The organism is Escherichia sp. S10b (genome assembly GCF_028421345.1).
Taxonomy (GTDB): domain Bacteria; phylum Pseudomonadota; class Gammaproteobacteria; order Enterobacterales; family Enterobacteriaceae; genus ECMA0423.
The window spans coordinates 34,311-54,660 of the sequence record NZ_JAHZSO010000074.1; the positions used below are offsets into that span (position 1 = coordinate 34,311).

General features: G+C 51.9%; 18 protein-coding genes and 1 pseudogene. 10 read left to right on the top strand and 9 right to left on the bottom strand.

Annotated features, from left to right (window positions below; genetic code table 11):
- Positions 1-21: 21 nt before the first annotated feature.
- Positions 22-972 carry a magnesium/cobalt transporter CorA gene (gene corA, locus FTE26_RS06805; RefSeq protein ID WP_000947159.1) on the bottom strand — a complete coding sequence of 317 codons (951 nt, stop codon included), beginning with the start codon at positions 970-972 and terminating at the stop codon, positions 22-24.
- Between the two features lie 151 nt (positions 973-1,123).
- Complete coding sequence (ysgD, locus tag FTE26_RS06810) at positions 1,124-1,180, bottom strand: protein YsgD (RefSeq protein WP_211180520.1); 57 nt, start codon at positions 1,178-1,180, stop codon at positions 1,124-1,126.
- Positions 1,181-1,341: 161 nt separating this feature from the next.
- Between ysgD and FTE26_RS06815 the strand changes: the two genes are divergently transcribed.
- Positions 1,342-2,106, top strand: coding sequence for a phosphodiester glycosidase family protein (locus tag FTE26_RS06815; RefSeq protein ID WP_000951164.1), 765 nt, complete (start codon positions 1,342-1,344; stop codon positions 2,104-2,106).
- A gap of 146 nt (positions 2,107-2,252) precedes the next feature.
- On the opposite strand, the gene uvrD is transcribed toward FTE26_RS06815, so the two are convergent.
- The 6 genes from uvrD to lptM form a co-directional block, all read right to left on the bottom strand.
- Positions 2,253-4,415 carry a DNA helicase II gene (uvrD, locus tag FTE26_RS06820; protein ID WP_000383401.1) on the bottom strand — a complete coding sequence of 721 codons (2,163 nt, stop codon included), beginning with the start codon at positions 4,413-4,415 and terminating at the stop codon, positions 2,253-2,255.
- An 83-nt stretch (positions 4,416-4,498) separates the two neighbouring features.
- A complete protein-coding gene (yigB, locus tag FTE26_RS06825) occupies positions 4,499-5,215 on the bottom strand; it encodes a 5-amino-6-(5-phospho-D-ribitylamino)uracil phosphatase YigB (RefSeq protein WP_001213584.1) in 717 nt (238 codons plus the stop codon).
- Positions 5,215-6,111: a tyrosine recombinase XerC gene (xerC, locus tag FTE26_RS06830; RefSeq protein WP_000130694.1), complete on the bottom strand. Its 897-nt coding sequence runs from the start codon at positions 6,109-6,111 to the stop codon at positions 5,215-5,217. Before xerC ends, yigB begins: the two co-directional genes overlap by 1 nt.
- Positions 6,108-6,815 (bottom strand): DUF484 domain-containing protein, encoded by a 708-nt coding sequence (locus tag FTE26_RS06835; RefSeq protein ID WP_000812796.1) that lies wholly within the window; start codon positions 6,813-6,815, stop codon positions 6,108-6,110. The genes xerC and FTE26_RS06835 overlap by 4 nt, the downstream gene beginning before the upstream one ends.
- Positions 6,812-7,636, bottom strand: a complete 825-nt coding sequence (dapF, locus tag FTE26_RS06840) for a diaminopimelate epimerase (RefSeq protein WP_001160654.1) — start codon at positions 7,634-7,636, stop codon at positions 6,812-6,814. Before dapF ends, FTE26_RS06835 begins: the two co-directional genes overlap by 4 nt.
- Positions 7,637-7,672: 36 nt before the next feature.
- Positions 7,673-7,876, bottom strand: coding sequence for an LPS translocon maturation chaperone LptM (lptM, locus tag FTE26_RS06845; RefSeq protein ID WP_000799884.1), 204 nt, complete (start codon positions 7,874-7,876; stop codon positions 7,673-7,675).
- 349 nt (positions 7,877-8,225) lie between these two features.
- Between lptM and FTE26_RS06850 the strand changes: the two genes are divergently transcribed.
- The 4 genes from FTE26_RS06850 (at position 8,226) to cyaY (ending at position 12,304) form a co-directional block, all read left to right on the top strand.
- Entirely contained in the window at positions 8,226-8,780 is a 555-nt protein-coding gene (locus tag FTE26_RS06850) for a DUF3304 domain-containing protein (RefSeq protein WP_000522559.1), read from the top strand.
- A gap of 337 nt (positions 8,781-9,117) precedes the next feature.
- The gene (locus FTE26_RS06855; protein WP_000580517.1) at positions 9,118-10,626 is read left to right on the top strand and encodes a hypothetical protein; all 1,509 of its coding nucleotides are present in this window, start codon (positions 9,118-9,120) and stop codon (positions 10,624-10,626) included.
- Entirely contained in the window at positions 10,623-11,936 is a 1,314-nt protein-coding gene (locus tag FTE26_RS06860; protein ID WP_000678269.1) for a hypothetical protein, read from the top strand. The genes FTE26_RS06855 and FTE26_RS06860 overlap by 4 nt, the downstream gene beginning before the upstream one ends.
- Before the next feature lie 47 nt (positions 11,937-11,983).
- Entirely contained in the window at positions 11,984-12,304 is a 321-nt protein-coding gene (gene cyaY / locus FTE26_RS06865; RefSeq protein ID WP_000999947.1) for an iron donor protein CyaY, read from the top strand.
- Between the two features lie 39 nt (positions 12,305-12,343).
- Here the strand turns inward: cyaY and cyaA are convergent, their stop codons facing one another.
- Entirely contained in the window at positions 12,344-14,890 is a 2,547-nt protein-coding gene (cyaA, locus tag FTE26_RS06870; RefSeq protein WP_000281681.1) for a class I adenylate cyclase, read from the bottom strand.
- A 386-nt stretch (positions 14,891-15,276) separates the two neighbouring features.
- Between cyaA and hemC the strand changes: the two genes are divergently transcribed.
- From hemC to FTE26_RS06895, 5 genes and pseudogenes are all read left to right on the top strand, one after another.
- Positions 15,277-16,218, top strand: coding sequence for a hydroxymethylbilane synthase (gene hemC / locus FTE26_RS06875; protein WP_001296976.1), 942 nt, complete (start codon positions 15,277-15,279; stop codon positions 16,216-16,218).
- Positions 16,215-16,955, top strand: a complete 741-nt coding sequence (gene hemD, locus FTE26_RS06880; RefSeq protein WP_000026061.1) for a uroporphyrinogen-III synthase — start codon at positions 16,215-16,217, stop codon at positions 16,953-16,955. Before hemC ends, hemD begins: the two co-directional genes overlap by 4 nt.
- 21 nt (positions 16,956-16,976) lie before the next feature.
- Entirely contained in the window at positions 16,977-18,230 is a 1,254-nt protein-coding gene (hemX, locus tag FTE26_RS06885) for a uroporphyrinogen-III C-methyltransferase (protein ID WP_001388707.1), read from the top strand.
- A 2-nt stretch (positions 18,231-18,232) separates the two neighbouring features.
- Positions 18,233-19,429 (top strand): protoheme IX biogenesis protein HemY, encoded by a 1,197-nt coding sequence (hemY, locus tag FTE26_RS06890; protein ID WP_000921791.1) that lies wholly within the window; start codon positions 18,233-18,235, stop codon positions 19,427-19,429.
- Between the two features lie 678 nt (positions 19,430-20,107).
- Positions 20,108-20,245 (top strand): annotated as a pseudogene (locus tag FTE26_RS06895) (arylsulfatase); the annotation flags it as partial.
- Positions 20,246-20,350 lie beyond the last annotated feature (105 nt).

Here is a 20,350-nt window from a genome sequence, read left to right on the forward strand (position 1 = left end):
TAGCTTTATCCGGCACTCATATTACAGCCAGTTCTTGCGCTTAAAGTACAGATACGGTGCCAGGCCCGCGAGGATCATAAAGATAATCGCGCCTGGGTAGCCGAAGCTCCACTTCAGTTCTGGCATAAACTCAAAGTTCATCCCATAGCTGGAAGCAACGAGCGTCGGCGGCAGGAATACCACGGATACCACCGAGAAGATTTTGATGATGCGGTTCTGCTCGATGTTGATAAAGCCCATCGCCGCCTGCATCAGGAAGTTCACCTTCTGGAACAGGGATTCGTTATGCGGCAGCAGGGATTCGATATCTCGCAGGATTTCACGCGCCTGCTCCAGTTGCCCACCCGGTAAACGCGCCTTGCGTACCAGGAAGTTGAGCGCACGCTGGGTATCCATCAGACACAGGCGAACTTTCCAGCCGATATCTTCCAGTTCCGCCAGCGTGGAGAGCGCCTCATCGTACTCATCGCCCTGATGCCCTTCCATAATTACCCGGCTCAACTGCTCCAGATCGCTGTAGATATTTTCAATTTCATCTGCCAGCTGTTCGATTTTGGTTTCGAACAGATCCAACAGCAGCTCGTAGGCGTTACCGTCCACCATTGACTGGCTACGGGCGCGCATACGATACAGACGGAATGCAGGCAGTTCACGCTCACGCAGAGTAAACAGACGACCATCACGGATGGTAAATGCCACAGTGGAGTTACCGGCGTGATCTTCCGCATCTTCAAAGAAGAAGAAGGAGTGAATATGCAGGCCGTCATCGTCTTCAAAGAAACGTGCCGATGCTTCGATGTCTTCCAGTTCCGGGCGGGTTGCCAGGCTCTGGCCAAGTTCAGATTGTACGCGCAGTCGCTCGTCGTCGTCCGGTTCGACAAGATCAATCCATACTGCATTTACAAGGGGTTGTGACTCTTCGACTTCCAGCCGGGTCAGTCGGTTATTTTCCAGTTGAAATGCGCTCAGCATGACCGGGACTCCCAATGCTTAAAATATCGGACAGTTCGGTGGGCACACAGAAACAAATTGGGTTTCAGACCATTAAACAGACTGACTCAGCGCGACGGGAAAAATTGAGGTCGCTGACAACCGCTAAGGCTATCAGCAAAAAGGGATAGCCTTAGGAGTTGATCCTGGATGACAGGATAGTGAGCCAGTATCTACTGGGTGTGTCCAAGGCGAATGTCCTCTTAGAGTGATCGTGCGCGCATGTTACGCCAGCAAAATTTTGCCGTCAACACGCAACAGAACACCACAGAACAATAGTTGAACTTCGCGCTTTTTGGTACTCGTCAAGGTCGCTAACAGGATAAAAAAATCCAACATCCAGGACCTATAATGGCGCATCGGCTACTCATTGGTAAAGGAATGATCACCTTGAATCTCAAACGGATTTTTCTCGCCCTCACCTTACTTCCCTTGTTTGCTGTTGCCGCTGATGATTGCGCACTCTCAGATCCGACGCTGACCGTACAGGCGTATACCGTTAATCCTCAAACAGAGCGGGTGAAAATGTACTGGCAAAAAGCCAATGGCGAAGCGTGGGGAACTTTACATGCTCTGCTGGCGGATATGAATAGTCAGGGTCAGGTGCAGATGGCGATGAACGGCGGCATCTATGATGAAAGCTATGCGCCGCTCGGTTTGTACATCGAAAACGGTCAGCAGAAGGTGGCGTTAAATCTCGCTTCAGGTGAAGGGAATTTCTTTATCCGTCCTGGCGGCGTGTTTTATGTCGCGGGAGATAAAGTCGGCATCGTTCGTCTGGATGCCTTCAAAACCAGTAAAGAGATTCAGTTTGCGGTGCAGTCAGGGCCAATGTTGATGGAAAACAGTGTAATTAATCCGCGTATTCATCCCAACGTCGCCTCACGTAAAATTCGTAACGGTGTTGGGATTAATAAACATGGGAATGCCGTGTTTTTGTTGAGCCAGCAGGCGACAAATTTTTATGATTTTGCCTGTTATGCCAAAGCGAAACTGAACGTTGAGCAGCTGCTTTATCTTGATGGCACGATTTCACATATGTATATGAAAGGCGGGGCAATCCCGTGGCAACGCTATCCTTTTGTCACCATGATTTCCGTAGAGCGGAAAGGTTAAAACGATAGTTTTGTGTCAGATACTGAAGATGGCGCAGATGCCGGATGCGGCGTAAACGCCCTATCCGGCCTACATGACGTTGCAATTTATTGAATATGAATGATTTTTTAGGCCAAATAAGGTGCGCAGCACCGCATCCGGCAACGTTACACCGACTCCAGCCGGGCGTATGCCGCCACCAGCCATTTAATACCCTGGCCCTGGAATGCCACCTGCAAACGGCTATGCTCGCCGCTGCCTTCCATATTGACGATGGTGCCTTCACCAAACTTAGCGTGGCGTACACGCTGACCGAGCTTGTAGCCGCTGTCGTTCTCGACCATCGGCGTCCCCATCCGTTGATGGCTGACCGGACGACTTACCGTAGCGCGCAGGCGCACCTCTTCCACACACTCTTCCGGCAGCTCGCCGATAAAGCGCGACGGGCGATGGTAAACATCTTTACCATACAGACGGCGGGTTTCCGCGTAGGTCAGCGTCAGTTTCTGCATCGCGCGGGTTACACCAACGTAGGCCAGACGGCGTTCTTCTTCCAGACGCCCGCCTTCATCCAGCGACATCTGGCTTGGGAACATACCCTCTTCCATACCGACAATAAACACCTGCGGGAACTCCAGGCCTTTCGCCGAGTGCAGCGTCATCAACTGCACTGCATCCTGCCAGGTATCCGCCTGCCCCTCGCCCGCTTCCAGCGCCGCATGGGAGAGGAATGCCTGCAGCGGCATTAAATCTTCATCTTCTTCGTTGTAGCTGAACTGGCGCGTTGCCGTCACCAGTTCCTCTAAGTTTTCGATACGCGTCTGGCCTTTTTCGCCCTTCTCCTGCTCGTACATGGTGCGCAGGCCGGAGTCTTTAATTACCCGGTCAGTCTGTACATGCAGCGGCATATCGGCAGTTTCTTGCGCTAAGGCATCGATTAATTCCATAAATCGCTGCAAGGCGCTGGCAGCTCGCCCGGCGAGGGCTTTTTCCTGCAACAGTTCACGACATGCCTGCCAGAGTGTTAACTGGCGATCGCGCGATGTCTGACGTACCACGTCCAGCGTCCGGTCACCAATACCCCGCGTTGGCGTATTCACCACGCGCTCAAACGCCGCGTCGTCGTTACGGTTGGCAATCAGACGCAGATACGAGAGCGCGTCTTTGATTTCCTGGCGTTCGAAGAAGCGCATCCCGCCGTAAATACGGTACGGCATACTGGCCTGCAACAGTGCTTCTTCCAGTACACGCGACTGGGCGTTACTGCGGTAGAGAATGGCGCACTCGGCAAGCGCCCCGCCGTTGTCCTGCCAGGTTTTGATGCGGTTAACCACAAAACGCGCTTCATCGAGTTCGTTAAAAGCGCAATAGAGGGAAATAGGCTCACCGTCCGCGCCATCGGTCCACAGTTTTTTACCCAGACGCCCGTTATTATTTTCAATCAGGGCGTTAGCGGCGCTCAGAATATTGCTGGTAGAGCGGTAGTTTTGCTCCAGACGAATAGTTTCGGCACCGGGGAAATCATTAAGGAAACGCTGAATATTCTCCACCTGCGCCCCGCGCCAGCCGTAGATTGACTGGTCGTCATCACCGACGATCATCACTTTGCCGGTGTCGCCCGCCAGCAGGCGGATCCACGCGTACTGAATGTTGTTGGTATCCTGGAATTCGTCCACCAGGATATTGGTAAAACGTTCGCGGTAGTGTTGTAGGATATGCGGCTTGTTAAGCCACAGTTCGTGAGCGCGCAGCAGCAGCTCGGCGAAGTCCACCAGGCCCGCGCGGTCACACGCTTCCTGATACGCCTGATACACCTTCTGCCAGGTCTGCTCCACCGGATTACCGTAGCTTTGAATATGATGCGGACGCAGGCCTTCATCTTTCTGGCTGTTGATGTACCACATTGCCTGGCGCGGCGGCCACTGCTTCTCGTCGAGGTTCATGGCTTTGATCAGACGCTTAAGCAGGCGCAGCTGGTCCTCGCTATCGAGGATCTGGAAATCCTGCGGCAGATTGGCGTCCATATGGTGCGCACGCAGCAGACGGTGCGCCAGCCCGTGGAAGGTGCCGACCCACATGCCGCCCTGGCTGGTGCCCATCAGCTGCCCGATACGATGACGCATCTCCGCCGCCGCTTTGTTGGTAAACGTCACCGCCATAATCGAGTATGGCGAGCAGTTTTCCACGCTCATCAGCCAGGCGATACGATGCACCAGTACGCGCGTCTTACCACTGCCCGCGCCCGCCAGCACCAGAAGGTTGCTGCGTGGCGCGGCCACCGCTTCGCGCTGTTTGTCATTAAGGCTGTCGAGCAGGTAAGAAACGTCCATTGGCACCGCCGCGTAAAAATAGGTTGGGCGGAGAAGCGCAACGCCCTCCGCCAAAAAGCTGGGTATATATACAGATTTGCTGATTATATCAGCGAGGTCAGAGATGCCAACCGGGAAATTTCCAGATGCGGCAGTAAACGGCTGTCCCAGGTTTGCATCAGATCGCCATTTTCCGGTCTGATCCAACAAGCCTGCATTCCGCTGCGAATTGCCCCACCCACGTCAGTGGTGAGATCGTCCCCAACATGTAAGATCTCGCCGATCGGCACGTTGAGTTTTTCCGCAGCCAAAAAGTACATATCGCTGAACGGTTTTGAGCGCCCGTGCGGGCCAGCGCGCAGCACAAACTCAAAATAATCCCCCAAACCAAACAGTTCCGGCTGGGCGTTACCGTTGGTGATCGCCACCAGCGGCCATTTCTTCGCCAGCTGTTTTAAGGTGTCGTGAGTTTGCTGCGGGACGTCGATTCGGCTGCGCCATTTGGCAAAGTTAATCATTGCTGCGTGTGCGCCTGCACTGGCTTCTTCGGCACTCAGCCCGGCGTCGAGCATCGCTTGTTCAATCGAACGAAAACGCCAACGCGTCACGTCGTGATAAATCTCGGGTTCCGCTTCCCGTACCGCCTGGCGCAGGCGTTGCAGATCTTCATTCTGGAAGCTGCGCAGCGCCGGATGATAATTTTGCACAAAGGTAAGCGCCTCTCGCTCGGTGCGCAAAATCACCGGACGGTTATCGTAAAGGGTATCATCCAGGTCAAAGGTGAGCGCCGAGATGCGCCCCAAAGGCCGGTAAAAACGCATTATTTCCCCCGTTTGGCGCGTGGATGCGCCGCATCGTACACCGAGGCAAGGTGTTGAAAATCAAGATGAGTATAGATTTGCGTGGTGGAGAGGTTGGCATGACCCAGTAGCTCCTGCACACCACGAAGATCACCGCTCGACTCCAGCATATGCGTAGCGAACGAGTGACGTAATTTATGTGGGTGAACGTGATTATTCAGCCCTTGTTTTATGCCCCATTCGGCAAAGCGTTTCTGCACATTACGCGCGGAGATACGCTTGCCCAGTTTCGACAGAAAAAGCGCGTCGTCTTCGCTACCAAACAGGTCGCGCAAATCAAGCCAGTGCTCAATCCACGCCACAGCGTTGCGACCAATCGGCAGGCGGCGCTCTTTGCTGCCTTTCCCCATAACCCACACTTCACCAGACTCCAGGTCGAGGTGATTAATATCCAGCCCCACCAGCTCGGAAAGACGCAGACCCGCGCCGTACATCACTTCCAGCATTGCACGGTCGCGTACAGCGAGGGGATCGTTGATATCAATATCCAGCAGCCGATTCATATCGTCCACGTCGATGTTTTTCGGCAGATGACGCGGCGCTTTCGGTGCCGAAACACCTTTCGCCGGGTTAGCTTTGAGTTCGTTCTGGCTGACCAGCCAGTCAAAAAAGCTACGTAGCGCAGAAAGCCGTAACGCGAGGCTTGCTGCTCCCAGCCCTTTACGGCGACTGCGTACAGCAAAATTGCGCACCATCGTCACATCACATTGCTGCCAGCTTTGCAGGCCGTTTTCGCTGGCAAAATTGATGATCGCCTCAAGCTGACGCTGGTAGTTAAGCAGGGTTATCGGGCTAAGCTGGCGCTCCACGCTCAGATAACGTAGGTAGCGTTCTACATCGGTGTGTAAATCGGTCATACGCGTTCAATCCAACGCTCCAGAAGCTCCGGCAACATCAGCGCAATTTCATGAAGTAACTGCGTTCCCTGCCCTTGTTGATAGTGACTGGCATCGCGACTGGTAAACAGCACAACACCCAAATCAGCATCGCTTCCCAGCATCGACATCGCCACCGATCCCACCGCTTTCGCTTCCGGTAGCACCACCAGCAGCTCTGGTCCGTTAAGCGGCCCAAGATAGTGCTGTTCCTGCCCCAAACGCTGAATACGCAGCGGTTCGAAAGACTGACGGCTTAATGCCAGATGAGTGTGGTTCGACGGCGCACCTAAGCGCCAGCGATCCGGAAACAGGCGCAGACTCGCACCAGCCAGGCCGAGATCGCGCGCCCAGCGGTGAAAGCGCATCAGCATATCGTCGAGACTGCTGGCGGCGGTGAGACTGCGCTGCAGGTAGAGTAAGCGATAAAACAGGCCTTCGTTGGCGATAGCCTGTTCCATCAACAACGCCATGTTCTCTTCCAGAACATGAATATGATTACGTGCGCGGGCCATGTGCCATTCGACCAACGAAACGGTGCCGCGTACCGGATGCGGCACACGTATCGCTTCTACTGCGCGCGCATTACGGATAAAAAACTCAGGATTTTTAATCAGATAATCGACAACCGCCCGGTCATCAAGCTCCGTGAGTGTTTCCTGCAGTTCTTCCCCTGGTTGCTTCATAGATGAATAAATCCGTCGTAGACATGTACCGCCGGGCCAGTCATATATAACGGGTGACCCGGACCTTTCCAGGCGATATCAAGACGACCGCCGGGGAGCTCCACGCGTACTTCTTCGGCCAGCAAACCTTGCTGAATCCCTACCGCCACCGCCGCACACGCGCCGCTGCCGCAGGCCTGGGTTTCTCCTGCCCCACGCTCATAAACGCGTAAACGAATATGCTCGCGCTTAACCACTTGCATAAAACCGATATTGGCGCGCTCCGGAAAACGCTCGTGGCTTTCCAGAACAGGACCAAGCGTTTCTACCGCCGCGGTATCGACATCATCGACCTGAATCACGCAATGCGGATTTCCCATCGACACCACGCCGCATAAGATTGTCTGCTCGGCGGCGCGCATAATATAGGTCTTTTCCGCTTTGTTAGCGCGAAACGGCACGGCGGAAGGTTCGAAGTTGGGTTCGCCCATATTTACGCGGACCAGATCATCATCGGTGACGGTCAGAACCATCCGCCCGTTGGCGGTGCTGACGCGGATATCACGCTTATTGGTCAGTCCTTTCAGACGCACAAAACGGGCAAAGCAGCGCGCACCGTTGCCGCACTGCGCCACTTCACTGCCATCAGCATTGAAAATGCGATAGTGAAAATCCAGTTCAGGATCATACGGCGGCTCAACCACCAGCAGTTGGTCAAACCCTACCCCCAGGTGCCGATCAGCCAGGCGACGAATCAGCTCCGGTGAAAAAAAGACATTCTGCGTTACCGCGTCGACGACCATAAAATCGTTGCCAAGGCCATGCATTTTCGAGAACTGCATCATTTACTCCAATCACGCGGGTACAGAAACTGACTTTTAGTAATTCACCTGGGATGGACCATCGCCAGTGGCGCGATCGTTTTTATCCGGCACCGTGGATTGCGTTTGCGTCTCTACCGGTTTGGTCGGCGGCGGTGCGTTTTTATCTGCAGGCGGGAAATAGAGCGGACCTTTCAGACCGCAGCCCGTCAGGCTGAAGAGAGTAATTAATACAGTGAGTGCCTTAAACACGTTTTTCATTATGGATTGCCTGTAAAGTTCATCGCTTTCTGCTTTCTATCATCGCAGGAGAAGACGTAAAAGCAAGCGTTTAGCGACTCTTTATGAAGTCTGAAAAGTGAGGAAATGCTGCGAGTATAACGCTTACTCGTGGGGATTTATGTTTTGCTGGTAGTTTCGTGATCGGCACCTCGCGCCAGGATGGCTCTATGCACTATCGCAATGTAGTTTGTTTGTTGGCTTGTTCGTTGTTCTTATCGTCGGCATGGAGCTTTTAAAAGAGTGGCGCACCATGCAATTTTGTTGTCTGACCTTAGTCGCCAGTGACATACAACTTTGCCAACCTGGTGATAAGAGGGAATAAAATCTGATGGGGCTATTTACCCAACTGGAAAAATTTGACCAAAAGCTTACGCGCGGTTATGCCCGGTGGGGGCGCTGGGTATGGCGGACGTTAATTGTCGTTCCGGTACTGGTCGTGTTGTGGAATATAGGACAGGCAGTATGGGGAGGACCAAGAGGTGGAGTGATTCTGGAAATCCACAGTGAAATTGACCGCCCGATACTGGGATTCAGTGTTAACGGCGTGGCGGGCGCGAATGCTTTTGCAAATGGTGGCGGTTCAACAACCTGTTGTGGTGATGTTAGTGGGGATACGGCAGAGGTTATCTGGACATTAAGTACTACTCGTACACAGTATAATGCTGGAATGCGTCTGGAGAAACGGAATATGACGTTACCTCTCCCCAAAAGAGAATGGGGAGAAGATTTTCTGCATGTGCATTTTATGCCTGGCGATAAAGTGCTGCTGGGGTGGAGTAAAGATTCTTTTTCTCCGTATGAAGATCTTCACAACGGGGGGTACAAGACCCGCGTTCGGCAGGATGTGAAAGATAAACTTTATGGTACAGGGAAAATGAATTGATAGATTTCTATAAAAATCACGTTCGGCAGAAAGCGTAATAATGTGGGGAATGTTAGATACCGGTGGTGGGACCTAAGTACAACACGCGAAAGACAATAAAGTAGGTAACGGTGGGCAGAGTCGCATGTTGACACCCTTCCCGGCGTCAATCCGGCACATTTTAACGTGATCAGTCACACCATGGCGCAGTAGCTCGTATTTATATCGTGAATGAAAACCTCAAGTTTACCCCAGCAACTATCAGAAAATAGCGATGGCCTTTATAGATTCTGAAAAGTGACGATTTGCCGCAAAAGTTACGCTTACGTGCGAGGAATTATGTTCTGCTGGTAGTTTCGTGATCGGCACCTCGCGCCAGGATGGCTTTATGCACTATCGCAATGTGGTTTGTTTGTTGTCTTGTTCATTGTTTTTATCGTCGGCATGGGGATGTCGGCTTGATCCGCCTGAACATAATATTTACCAGAAACAGGGAAAAGGCGTGGTATACCTGCGCCCTTATAAAGAAACAAATCTTTCTCTTCCTGACGTGAATTACAAAAGTTTGCGCCGTTTACCCAATTTATTAATAGACCCGACAACACTAGACAAATGGGATAAAGTACCTCCTCTGACTGATCTGACAACCGACTACCTCTATGAAGGCGCACAGGCCTGGTATCCTCATTACTCCTGGCATAGCGATGGTCGCTATATCCTCTACGCGGGTGAAGTTGTGCAAAACCCGCCAGACAAACCTCCCGTCGATGTCGCCTCGTTCAAGGCGTGGGGTGATTTTGCCGCAGATAAACACAGTCTCTATTTCGAAGGCAAGCGCACAGATAACAATGGCGGGGGAAATCGCTTAGATATCAAAACACTGCATCAGGTGGAATTCCGGCCTCCCTGGGATCCTGACTTACTGGGGCTGATATTACGTGACGCTAATTTCTTGTATATCAATGGGCATCGCCTCGCAGATCCCGATAGTTTCCGTGTGCTGGCACAAAAGTCATGGGATCAGCGAGGAAAGTTTTCTACCGCGTTTAATCCCTGTGTGGCTATGCCATTTGGCCCCTGGGATACCCTGGCTCGTACACGGACCAAAATCCTGATCAACGGCGAACAGCTTGATGCCGACCCGGACACCTTTTCCGTCGTGCGCTGGATGCCCGGCTCACTCTTGACCTGGCGTGATAAAAACGGGCTACAGCGTAAAGTCCTCGACAAGGAAAATCTGGCGTGGGATGAAGATTTAACAAAGCACTGTCTGGATTTTTCTCTGCTGGAAAAGAAAGTGTTCTGGCGTAAAGGACCTGCTTGTAAACAGGAAGAATTACCCGGACTCGATCCGGAGCAGTTTCAACCCATCAGTGATGCTGTCGCCCAGTATCAGGACTCGCTTTATACCATCATCGAAACAGAGTCTGGTGACCGCAAGCTGGAAATCGTGAAACTTGATGATCCCAATCTTATTATCAACAAACGTTTCAACGCCGGGAAACGCCACGGCTATTTACTTACGCGTGCCGAAGGGTGGCCATACCATTCCGGTTTACATGTGTTTGAATCTGACGGACCGCTGATCTTACTGGATAACCGTTCTCCGGATGAACGCGAAGCCCATCTTAATGACCATCCCTTTTTGCGCAGATGGTATGCCCGCGATAACCGCTACATTTACAGCTTTGATGGCGCGCAGCTCTGGCGATACCGCACCGCTGATCCGAAACAAGTTCGCTTAATCTGGAAGGAACAACATTCGGGATATGGCTATGGCGTAAATTACAAAACGGGATATCTGGACGGAAAAATTACTGATGACGGCGAATTTATTCCTGCCCCGCGCAATGAGGCGACAAAATGAAGGGTCAAATAATCACAGTTGCACTCATCCTGTTGGGACACACATTTCTGACGCCTGCTGTACAGGCCATAGGGTTCGACTATTACAATGATCACGGTGTTATGTCTTACGGTAAAGGTTATTGGGGGGATAAGAAAATCATTGCCCAGTTTCCGGAGATGAGCAGGGCCGATTTGCGCCTTGTGAAAAATATCTCTGGGAAAACGGGTTATATACCTTCCGATGAAATAAGCATAAAAAATGAGGAATACCACTGGGTGACAGACGGCCGCGTTATTCTCTGGCGTGGCAAAATCGTTAGCAATCCACCGGGAACCCCCACTGTCGATATTGCCAGCTTTCAGGCTATGGGCCGCTTCGCGGTCGATAAATATAGCCTCTATTTTGACGGACAGCGCACCGAAAGTAATAGCGGCGCGTCACGTGTTGATCTGGCGACACTAAAAGCTATCGAAGGTAACTCTACCACGCTGGTGGATAGTAAAAATCTCTATTTGTCCGGTCGACGTCAGGGGAGCAGCAGTAATGTTACTGTATTAGAAAAAAGATGGTGGGGTATTAATCCACGTCTTATGAGTGTAAACAGAAATTTGTATTCCAATGATCTGCTTATCCGCAGTGGGCAGAATATTTATTTAAATGGCGTTCACCTTACGGCGAATGCAGACTCATTTGAGATAATTCGCTGGATACCTCATTCACTGCTGGTTTTTCGCGACAATAAGGGTATGCATCGTTATCCCTTTGGTCAATTATCAGGCAAAGCGATACCCGTAGATGATGACGTCTCTTTTGAAGTAGGGGAAAGTCGCGTTCGCTGGCGTAAACAGCTCACGTCCGACCGTCAGTGGAGCAAGTGGATAGACCTACCAGGTATTGAACCTGAACAATTTCATCTGATTACTGGCAATATTGCGCAATATAAAGATCGGCTGTATGTAACAAAATTATCGATATTTGGTGAAGACCAGCTTGAGATAATCCCGCTGGATACGCCAGACCTGGTCATTGATCGCTCATTTAATGGCGGCAAACAACATGCTTACTTTATCCGCCAATTACGGTCAAAGAGCTTGCAAATTATTCCAGTTAACGGTCCGCTAACTAAAAACGATCGCTTCGCTTATGACGATCGCAATGTTTATACATGGACCGATACAGAGGTAAGGATTACGCCCTCCCCCTGCCCGGCGAAAACTCGTGTCAGAGAGGAGAACGTACGTGAAGTTCAAAACAGAGACATCATTATTCCGGTGACGGATGAATCATGCCGGAACGCAGCAGCAGAGGTGCAAACTTTGAAGCCCTGACCCCATGCCGCTATACTGCCGCCATCACTTAAAAACAGGATACAACAATGAACGACAGTGAATTTCATCGCCTGGCTGATCAACTGTGGCTGACCATTGAAGAGCGTCTGGACGACTGGGATGGCGACAGCGATATCGACTGCGAAATCAACGGCGGCGTGCTGACCATTACCTTTGAAAACGGCAGCAAAATCATTATCAACCGCCAGGAACCGCTGCACCAGGTATGGCTGGCAACCAAACAAGGCGGCTACCATTTTGATCTGAAAGGCGATGAGTGGATTTGCGATCGCAGCGGCGAAACCTTCTGGGATTTGCTGGAACAGGCGGCGACACAGCAAGCGGGTGAAACAGTCAGTTTCCGCTAAGATTGCATGCCGGATAAGCCTCGCTTTCCGGCACGCTCATCACGAAAAATACTGCTGTAATAGCGGCGTATCGTTGTCCTGATTGGCGGGCGGCATGTTACCGATAGATTTTGTGCGGAACGGAATCACCTGTTCACGACCATCAACCTTCACAATCTGATAGAACTGCGGCAGGTTGAAGTTGATAAAGCTTGAGCCGTAGGTGAAGCGATCGTGCGATGACGAGTAGAAGCGACTGACGTCACGTACCAGCTCCTCTTTGCTGCCTTCGCAGTGGTGATACACCTCAACCCGGTTGCTTTCGTCGAGAATGTAGATATTAAAGCCATTCTCGTCTTGCGTTTCTTCGAAGAAGAACTGGATGATCCCTTCGCTGGCAAAGCCGTCCACCACCGCCGGTAATTTGACGTGATTGGTTTCAACCTGCACTGACAGGCCGTGCAGTTTGTTATGCGAAATAGCGCCATAAAACTCGATGGCGTTTTCCAGTTTCTGTACCGATACATTCAGGCGTTCGAAGAACAACCCCCAGGTTTGACCAGAAACGCGCAGCGCCTTGAAACGCCCGGTTTCCTGGCGGGTGCTGGAAAGGCGCAGTTCAATACACTCAGAAACCAGTTGCTGCACGCGAGTACGGATTAACCCGCGCAGATGCTGGCTATAACAGAAGACTTCCACGCTATCTGGCGGTGCGGCGTCCTGATGCATTTTGCCGAGAATAGTTTTCAGGGCTTCGATCATCGATTGCTCGCCGTTGAAGTGCAGCGTACGCACTTCGTTCCACGAGTTGCGGTACAGCAGGTCAACGCTACCTACCAGGCAATTTTGATTCTCGCCAAAGCTGAAGACATCCAGCTTACGGAAATCAAAATGCACCACCTGATTGCGGAACGCAGCTGTCGGGTCATATTCCAGGTTAACGATAATCGCCAGATGGCGGATCTCACACGGGCTGTAGAGCGCCTTCGGTGTCGGTGCAGGTAAGCGCAGCGGGAAATGGTGCGACACGTCGGCGACCATCTCCTGCAACTTAGGCAAATCGACAATGCCGTTACCTTTAATATACAAACGGGTGCGCGAGGTCAGCAGGCCGTTAAACCATGCCCACGCCACCAGTTTGTTCAGGTAACGGTTATATTCCAGCGGCTGATGGCTGATGATCGACTCAATATTTGGCGCGCGGTTATACAGATACCAACCTGAACGGTTAGCACGGCCCGGCGGCACATAAATAAAGGTCAGATTCGGTTCCGAGAGATCGGGTGAAATCTGCGGGTTTACCAGCGTCACTTTACCTGGTAATGCTTCAAACGCGGCATACAGCTTACGCGTCAGCACGCCGATATCCTGCGGACTGGCGGAGACGCTAAGGTTATTGCGACGCGCAAAGCGGATCAGATTACGGTAGCTCTGCATCATCGCGTCGAGCAACTCGTTGTGCGCCTCACGCACCTGATCAATCTTCCAGTTAGCGCGGTTATCGAGCATTGCCAGACGAGCTTCGTCCCAACCCCACTCGCTCACTAACTGGCTCAACACTGCGCGACGCCAGCCTACGCAGGCGCGTTCACGGCTGAGCTTTTCGCACACTTTTAAATAGAAGCAGCGACGTACTAAATCCAGACGGGTAAAATCTTCAATCGCCGTCAGGTATTCAGTAACACGCTCCAGCATCATGCAGTATGGATCGAGACCAAACGATACAATCTCGCCGTCGTGCAAACGCTGTTTGATATCTTTCGCCAGCAGACGTGGGTTCGGGTATTCCCAGGAATAGGCTTCCAGCAGCAGTGTTTTCAGTACCGCTTTGTATGGGGAATCGATACTCTTGTAGAGCTGCCAAAGGCTGGCACCAAAGTACTCTTCAGCAGAAAGCGAGCTTAAGCCACCGAGATCCAGCCATTCATTTGGCGTCAGCACGCCCTGCGCGTAAAGCGTCATCACATAGTCGTCGTAATGCTCTTCTTCGTCGCACGGCACCATATTCCACAGAATACGCTTACCGGCGAGACGCACGGCGGTACGATAAAATTCGTCAAGCAGCAGTATATGCTGGGTGGAGCCACAATCTTCGCCCCCCAGGCTGCCGCTTTCATTATGACGGAAGCGGTTTTCATCAATCAGGAAGAAGCTGACTTCCACACCCAGCGAGGCGGCCCAGCTTTCCAGCAGACTACATTTACGTTGTAGTAACTGGCGCTCTTCGCTATCGAGCCAGGATTGATGACAGACCCAGATATCCAGGTCAGAGGAACAACTTTGCCCTACGGACGAGGTGCTGCCCATGGTGTATACACCAGTAATTGGAAGCTCACCTTTCGGTGGGTCCTGTACTGACATTCCACGATACAGTTCAAGCTCGTTCAGGTAGTGGCGTTGAGTTTCATCAGGCGTGTAAAGGCAAATGCCTTTGGGAACGTTACCATCAAGGTAACCCGGCATTAGCGGATGGTGATAGTGCAACAATGTCGGCAGTAGACTGTAGACCTGTTGGAATGCAGGCCCCATAGCAGCAAGCGCGCGATCCACACGCAATTGATTTATGGCATCCAGTCTCTGTTTCAGAGTCTCAATATAGAGGTACAAGACGTATCGCCTGATTTGCTACCCGTCATGACTGTGATTCCGCCAACATCAACGGTAACACGCGGCATTCGGGATATTTCGTATGTCAAAGGTAACCGTTACCACTTTTCGCGCCTGGTTTTTTTAGTTTCACGACGAAAAAATGGTCTAAAACGTGATCAATTTAACACCTTGCTGATTGACCGTAAAGAAAGATGCGCTACATACAAGTGTAGCACCGTTTATTCTCTGTAAATTCCTTATTACGACGGCGTGAAACGCCTGTCAGGATCCACTGCCAGACCTCATTTTACGGTTTGCGCAGGCGTCTACGTTTCACCACAACACTGACATCACTCTGGCAAGGATGTTAGGATGGACCACGGATGATAATGACGGTAACAAGCATGTTAGACAATGTTTTAAGAATTGCCACACGCCAAAGCCCACTTGCACTCTGGCAGGCACACTATGTCAAAGACAAGTTGATGGCGAGCCATCCGGGCCTGGTGGTTGAACTGGTACCGATGGTGACGCGCGGCGATGTGATTCTTGATACGCCGCTGGCGAAAGTAGGCGGAAAAGGCTTATTTGTAAAAGAGCTGGAAGTCGCGCTCCTGGAGAATCGCGCCGATATCGCCGTACATTCAATGAAAGATGTGCCGGTTGAATTCCCGCAAGGTCTGGGGTTGGTCACTATTTGTGAGCGTGAAGATCCTCGCGATGCCTTTGTGTCCAATAATTATGACAGTCTGGATGCGTTACCGGCAGGCAGTATCGTCGGGACGTCCAGTTTACGTCGCCAGTGCCAACTGGCTGAACGCCGCCCGGATCTGATTATCCGCTCCCTGCGCGGCAACGTCGGCACTCGCCTGAGCAAACTAGATAACGGCGAATACGATGCCATCATTCTTGCCGTAGCCGGACTAAAACGTTTAGGTCTGGAGTCACGTATTCGCGCCGCGTTGCCACCCGAGATTTCTCTTCCGGCGGTAGGGCAAGGTGCGGTGGGTATTGAATGCCGCCTTGATGATGCACGCACTCGCGAGCTGCTTGCCGCGCTGAATCACCACAAAACTGCACTGCGCGTTACCGCAGAACGCGCCATGAATACCCGTCTCGAAGGCGGATGTCAGGTGCCAATTGGTAGCTACGCCGAGCTTATTGATGGTGAAATCTGGCTGCGTGCGCTGGTCGGCGCGCCGGACGGTTCGCAGATTATTCGCGGTGAACGCCGCGGTGCGCCGCAAAATGCCGAACAAATGGGGATTTCGCTGGCAGAAGAGCTACTGAATAACGGCGCGCGCGAGATCCTCGCTGAAGTCTATAACGGAGACGCCCCGGCATGAGTATCCTGGTCACCCGCCCGTCTCCCGCTGGAGAAGAGTTAGTGAGCCGTCTGCGCACACTGGGGCAGGTGGCCTGGCATTTTCCGCTGATTGAGTTTTCTCCGGGTCGACAATTACCGCAACTTGCTGATCAACTGGCGGCGCTGGGGGAGAGCGATCTGTTGTTTGCCCTCTCGCAACACGCGGTTGCTTTTGCCCAATCACAGCTGCATCAGCAAGATCGTAAATGGCCCCGACTACCTGATTATTTCGCCATTGGACGCACCACCGCACTGGCGCTACATACCGTAAGCGGACAGAAGATTCTCTACCCGCAGGATCGGGAAATCAGCGAAGTCTTGCTACAATTACCTGAATTACAAAATATTGCGGGCAAACGTGCGCTGATATTACGTGGCAATGGCGGTCGTGAGCTAATTGGGGATACCCTGACAGCGCGCGGTGCTGAGGTCACTTTTTGTGAATGTTATCAACGATGCGCAATCCATTACGATGGTGCAGAAGAAGCGATGCGCTGGCAATCCCGCGAGGTGACGATGGTCGTTGTTACCAGCGGTGAAATGTTGCAGCAACTCTGGTCGCTGATCCCACAATGGTATCGTGAGCACTGGTTACTACACTGTCGACTATTGGTCGTCAGTGAGCGTTTGGCGAAACTCGCCCGGGAACTGGGCTGGCAAGACATTAAGGTCGCCGATAACGCTGACAACGATGCGCTTTTACGGGCATTACAATAACTCTCATAACAGGAAGCCATAATGACGGAACAAGAAAAAACCTCCGCCGTGGTTGAAGAGACCAGGGAGGCCGTGGACACCACGTCACAACCTGTCGCAACAGAAAAAAAGAGTAAGAACAATACCGCATTGATTCTCAGCGCGGTGGCTATCGCTATTGCTCTGGCGGCGGGCGTCGGTTTGTATGGCTGGGGTAAACAACAGGCCGTCAATCAGACCGCCACCAGCGATGCCCTGGCTAACCAACTGACGGCATTGCAAAAAGCCCAGGAGAGCCAAAAAGCCGAGCTGGAAGGCATTATTAAGCAACAAGCTGCACAGCTTAAGCAGGCGAATCGTCAGCAAGAAACGCTGGCAAAACAGTTGGATGAAGTCCAACAAAAGGTCGCCACCATTTCCGGCAGCGATGCTAAAACCTGGCTGCTGGCTCAGGCCGATTTTCTGGTGAAACTCGCCGGACGGAAGCTGTGGAGCGATCAGGACGTCACGACCGCTGCAGCGTTGCTGAAAAGTGCAGATGCCAGCCTGGCGGATATGAATGACCCGAGTCTGATTACCGTTCGTCGGGCAATTACCGATGATATCGCCAGCCTTTCTGCAGTTTCGCAGGTGGATTATGACGGCATCATCCTTAAGCTTAATCAGCTTTCAAATCAGGTAGATAACCTGCGTCTGGCCGATAATGACAGCGATGGTTCGCCGATGGATTCCGACGGTGAAGAGCTTTCCAGTTCCATCAGCGAATGGCGTATCAATCTGCAAAAAAGCTGGCAGAACTTTATGGACAACTTCATTACGATTCGCCGTCGTGATGACACCGCCGTACCGCTGTTAGCGCCAAATCAGGATATCTATCTGCGCGAAAATATTCGCTCTCGCCTGCTGGTCGCAGCACAAGCTGTACCGCGTCACCAGCAAGAGACTTATCGCCAGGCGCTGGAGAACGTCTCCACCTGGGTACGTGCTTACTACGATACTGATGATGCCACCACCAAAGCGTTCCTCGACGAGGTAGACCAGTTAAGCCAGCAAAATATCTCGATGGATCTTCCGGAAACCCTGCAAAGCCAGGCGATGCTGGAAAAACTGATGCAGACTCGCGTGCGTAACCTGCTGGCACAACCGGCAGCGGGGACAACGGAAGCTAAACCTGCACCTGCACCTGCACCTGCACCTGCACCTGCACCTGCACCTGCACCTGCACCTGCACCTGCACCTGCACCTGCACCTGCACCGCAAGGTGATACTCCGGCAGCCGCGCCGCAAGGAGAATAACCATGCTAAAAGTGTTATTACTCTTTGTTTTGCTGATTGCGGGGATAGTGGTTGGCCCGATGATTGCCGGTCATCAGGGTTACGTGCTGATCCAGACTGACAACTACAATATCGAAACCAGCGTCACGGGCCTGGCGATTATTTTGATTCTGGCGATGGTAGTGCTGTTTGCCATTGAGTGGCTACTGCGGCGGATCTTCCGCACAGGCGCACACACCCGTGGGTGGTTTGTCGGACGTAAGCGTCGCCGTGCCCGTAAGCAGACCGAACAGGCGCTGCTGAAACTGGCGGAAGGCGATTATCAGCAAGTTGAAAAGCTGATGGCGAAAAATGCCGATCACGCGGAACAACCGGTGGTAAACTATCTACTGGCTGCCGAAGCCGCGCAACAACGTGGTGATGAAGCACGCGCCAACCAACATCTGGAACGCGCAGCAGAGCTGGCCGGCAATGACACCATTCCGGTAGAAATCACCCGTGTACGTCTGCAACTGGCCCGTAATGAAAACCATGCTGCACGCCACGGCGTGGATAAGCTGCTGGAAGTTACGCCACGCCATCCGGAAGTATTACGTCTGGCGGAACAGGCGTATATCCGCACAGGTGCATGGAGTTCTCTGCTGGATATCATCCCATCAATGGCGAAAGCCCATGTTGGTGATGAAGAACATCGTGCAATGCTGGAACAACAGGCATGGATTGGCCTGATGGATCAGGCGCGTGCCGATAACGGTAGTGAAGGTTTGCGTAACTGGTGGAAAAACCAAAGCCGGAAAACGCGTCATCAGGTAGCGTTGCAGGTGGCAATGGCGGAACATCTTATTGAATGTGACGATCATGATACTGCCCAGCAAATTATCATCGATGGCCTGAAACGCCAGTACGACGATCGCCTACTGCTGCCGATTCCTCGACTGAAAACCAACAATCCGGAACAGCTGGAAAAAGTGCTGCGCCAGCAGATCAAAAACGTCGGCGATCGCCCGCTGTTGTGGAGCACACTGGGCCAGTCACTGATGAAGCACGGAGAATGGCAGGAAGCATCGCTCGCCTTCCGCGCGGCGCTGAAACAACGTCCGGACGCCTACGATTACGCATGGCTTGCCGACGCGCTGGACAGACTGCACAAGCCGGAAGAAGCTGCAGCGATGCGTCGCGACGGTTTGATGTTAACGTTGCAGAACAACCCACCACAGTAGTTCCTTCTCACCCGGAGGCAAGCACCTCCGGGACCTTTCTGATGCATAAAAAAACGCCTGCTCTTATTACGGAGCAGGCGTTAAAACAGGTCTGTATGACAACAAGTGGGTGCTTCACTCAACGTTGTGTCCATGGTGTCTGATGAGGCATAAGCGACATCTGTCAGTGGACGATAAGCACCGTAAACGGCTCTGCGTCATTCCGGAGTTTATGAGGCACTAAGGCGAACATAAGAGATGGAATGAGCATCTACCCGTTTATTATGCCACAGAGAATCGGGAAATAACATCCCTTAACACTTGTTATGAGATAATTCTGTAATCCTCTTTGCTTCCTGAGTAATAACTTCCTGAGTGAATATTTAACCTGAGCTTGATCCTACACATACTTATTATGAATGATAAAATTCATTCAATTAATAACACATATATTAATTGCCGTTAAAACTAAAAAAAGCATCAATAATCAACGCGATATAATAAATCTGCCTTACATATCAACTGCGCCAGAGGTAGGATTGAAAACGCTCTCCTGATTTTCCAATTCATTTTCTGGATAAATAAATAATTTATTTTTGTCACTATTATTTATGTAATCATCCTGTCAGGGAGAGGGATCTCAATTATCAATGCTTAATTACGTCATCATTTTGATGACATGAAACCGGAGCATTTTGCATGGAATTTTCGTTTTCACCCAAACTTCTTGTTGTTGCTGTCGCCGCCGCTCTTCCTCTCATGGCCAGCGCAGCAGATACCCCGTCAACTGCCACCGCACGCAAAGGCTTTGCCGGATACGATCACCCAAACCAGTATCCACAGAACGCTGCAATTTATTGAATTTGCACGATCATGTAGGCCGGATAAGGCGTTTACGCCGCATCCGGCAATCAACCGCAGGCGGCCACAAAATGGCCGCTT

What these genes read in the sequence shown, in the direction of transcription:
- cyaY (WP_000999947.1), top strand. Translation starts at nt 11,984, where the DNA reads ATGAACGACAGTGAATTTCATCGCCTGGCTGATCAACTGTGGCTGACC.
- dapF (WP_001160654.1), bottom strand. Translation starts at nt 7,636, where the DNA reads ATGCAGTTCTCGAAAATGCATGGCCTTGGCAACGATTTTATGGTCGTC.
- hemX (WP_001388707.1), top strand. Translation starts at nt 16,977, where the DNA reads ATGACGGAACAAGAAAAAACCTCCGCCGTGGTTGAAGAGACCAGGGAG.
- lptM (WP_000799884.1), bottom strand. Translation starts at nt 7,876, where the DNA reads ATGAAAAACGTGTTTAAGGCACTCACTGTATTAATTACTCTCTTCAGC.
- hemC (WP_001296976.1), top strand. Translation starts at nt 15,277, where the DNA reads ATGTTAGACAATGTTTTAAGAATTGCCACACGCCAAAGCCCACTTGCA.
- yigB (WP_001213584.1), bottom strand. Translation starts at nt 5,215, where the DNA reads ATGCGTTTTTACCGGCCTTTGGGGCGCATCTCGGCGCTCACCTTTGAC.
- FTE26_RS06815 (WP_000951164.1), top strand. Translation starts at nt 1,342, where the DNA reads ATGGCGCATCGGCTACTCATTGGTAAAGGAATGATCACCTTGAATCTC.
- FTE26_RS06835 (WP_000812796.1), bottom strand. Translation starts at nt 6,815, where the DNA reads ATGAAGCAACCAGGGGAAGAACTGCAGGAAACACTCACGGAGCTTGAT.
- hemD (WP_000026061.1), top strand. Translation starts at nt 16,215, where the DNA reads ATGAGTATCCTGGTCACCCGCCCGTCTCCCGCTGGAGAAGAGTTAGTG.
- corA (WP_000947159.1), bottom strand. Translation starts at nt 972, where the DNA reads ATGCTGAGCGCATTTCAACTGGAAAATAACCGACTGACCCGGCTGGAA.
- uvrD (WP_000383401.1), bottom strand. Translation starts at nt 4,415, where the DNA reads ATGGACGTTTCTTACCTGCTCGACAGCCTTAATGACAAACAGCGCGAA.
- FTE26_RS06850 (WP_000522559.1), top strand. Translation starts at nt 8,226, where the DNA reads ATGGGGCTATTTACCCAACTGGAAAAATTTGACCAAAAGCTTACGCGC.
- xerC (WP_000130694.1), bottom strand. Translation starts at nt 6,111, where the DNA reads ATGACCGATTTACACACCGATGTAGAACGCTACCTACGTTATCTGAGC.
- FTE26_RS06860 (WP_000678269.1), top strand. Translation starts at nt 10,623, where the DNA reads ATGAAGGGTCAAATAATCACAGTTGCACTCATCCTGTTGGGACACACA.
- hemY (WP_000921791.1), top strand. Translation starts at nt 18,233, where the DNA reads ATGCTAAAAGTGTTATTACTCTTTGTTTTGCTGATTGCGGGGATAGTG.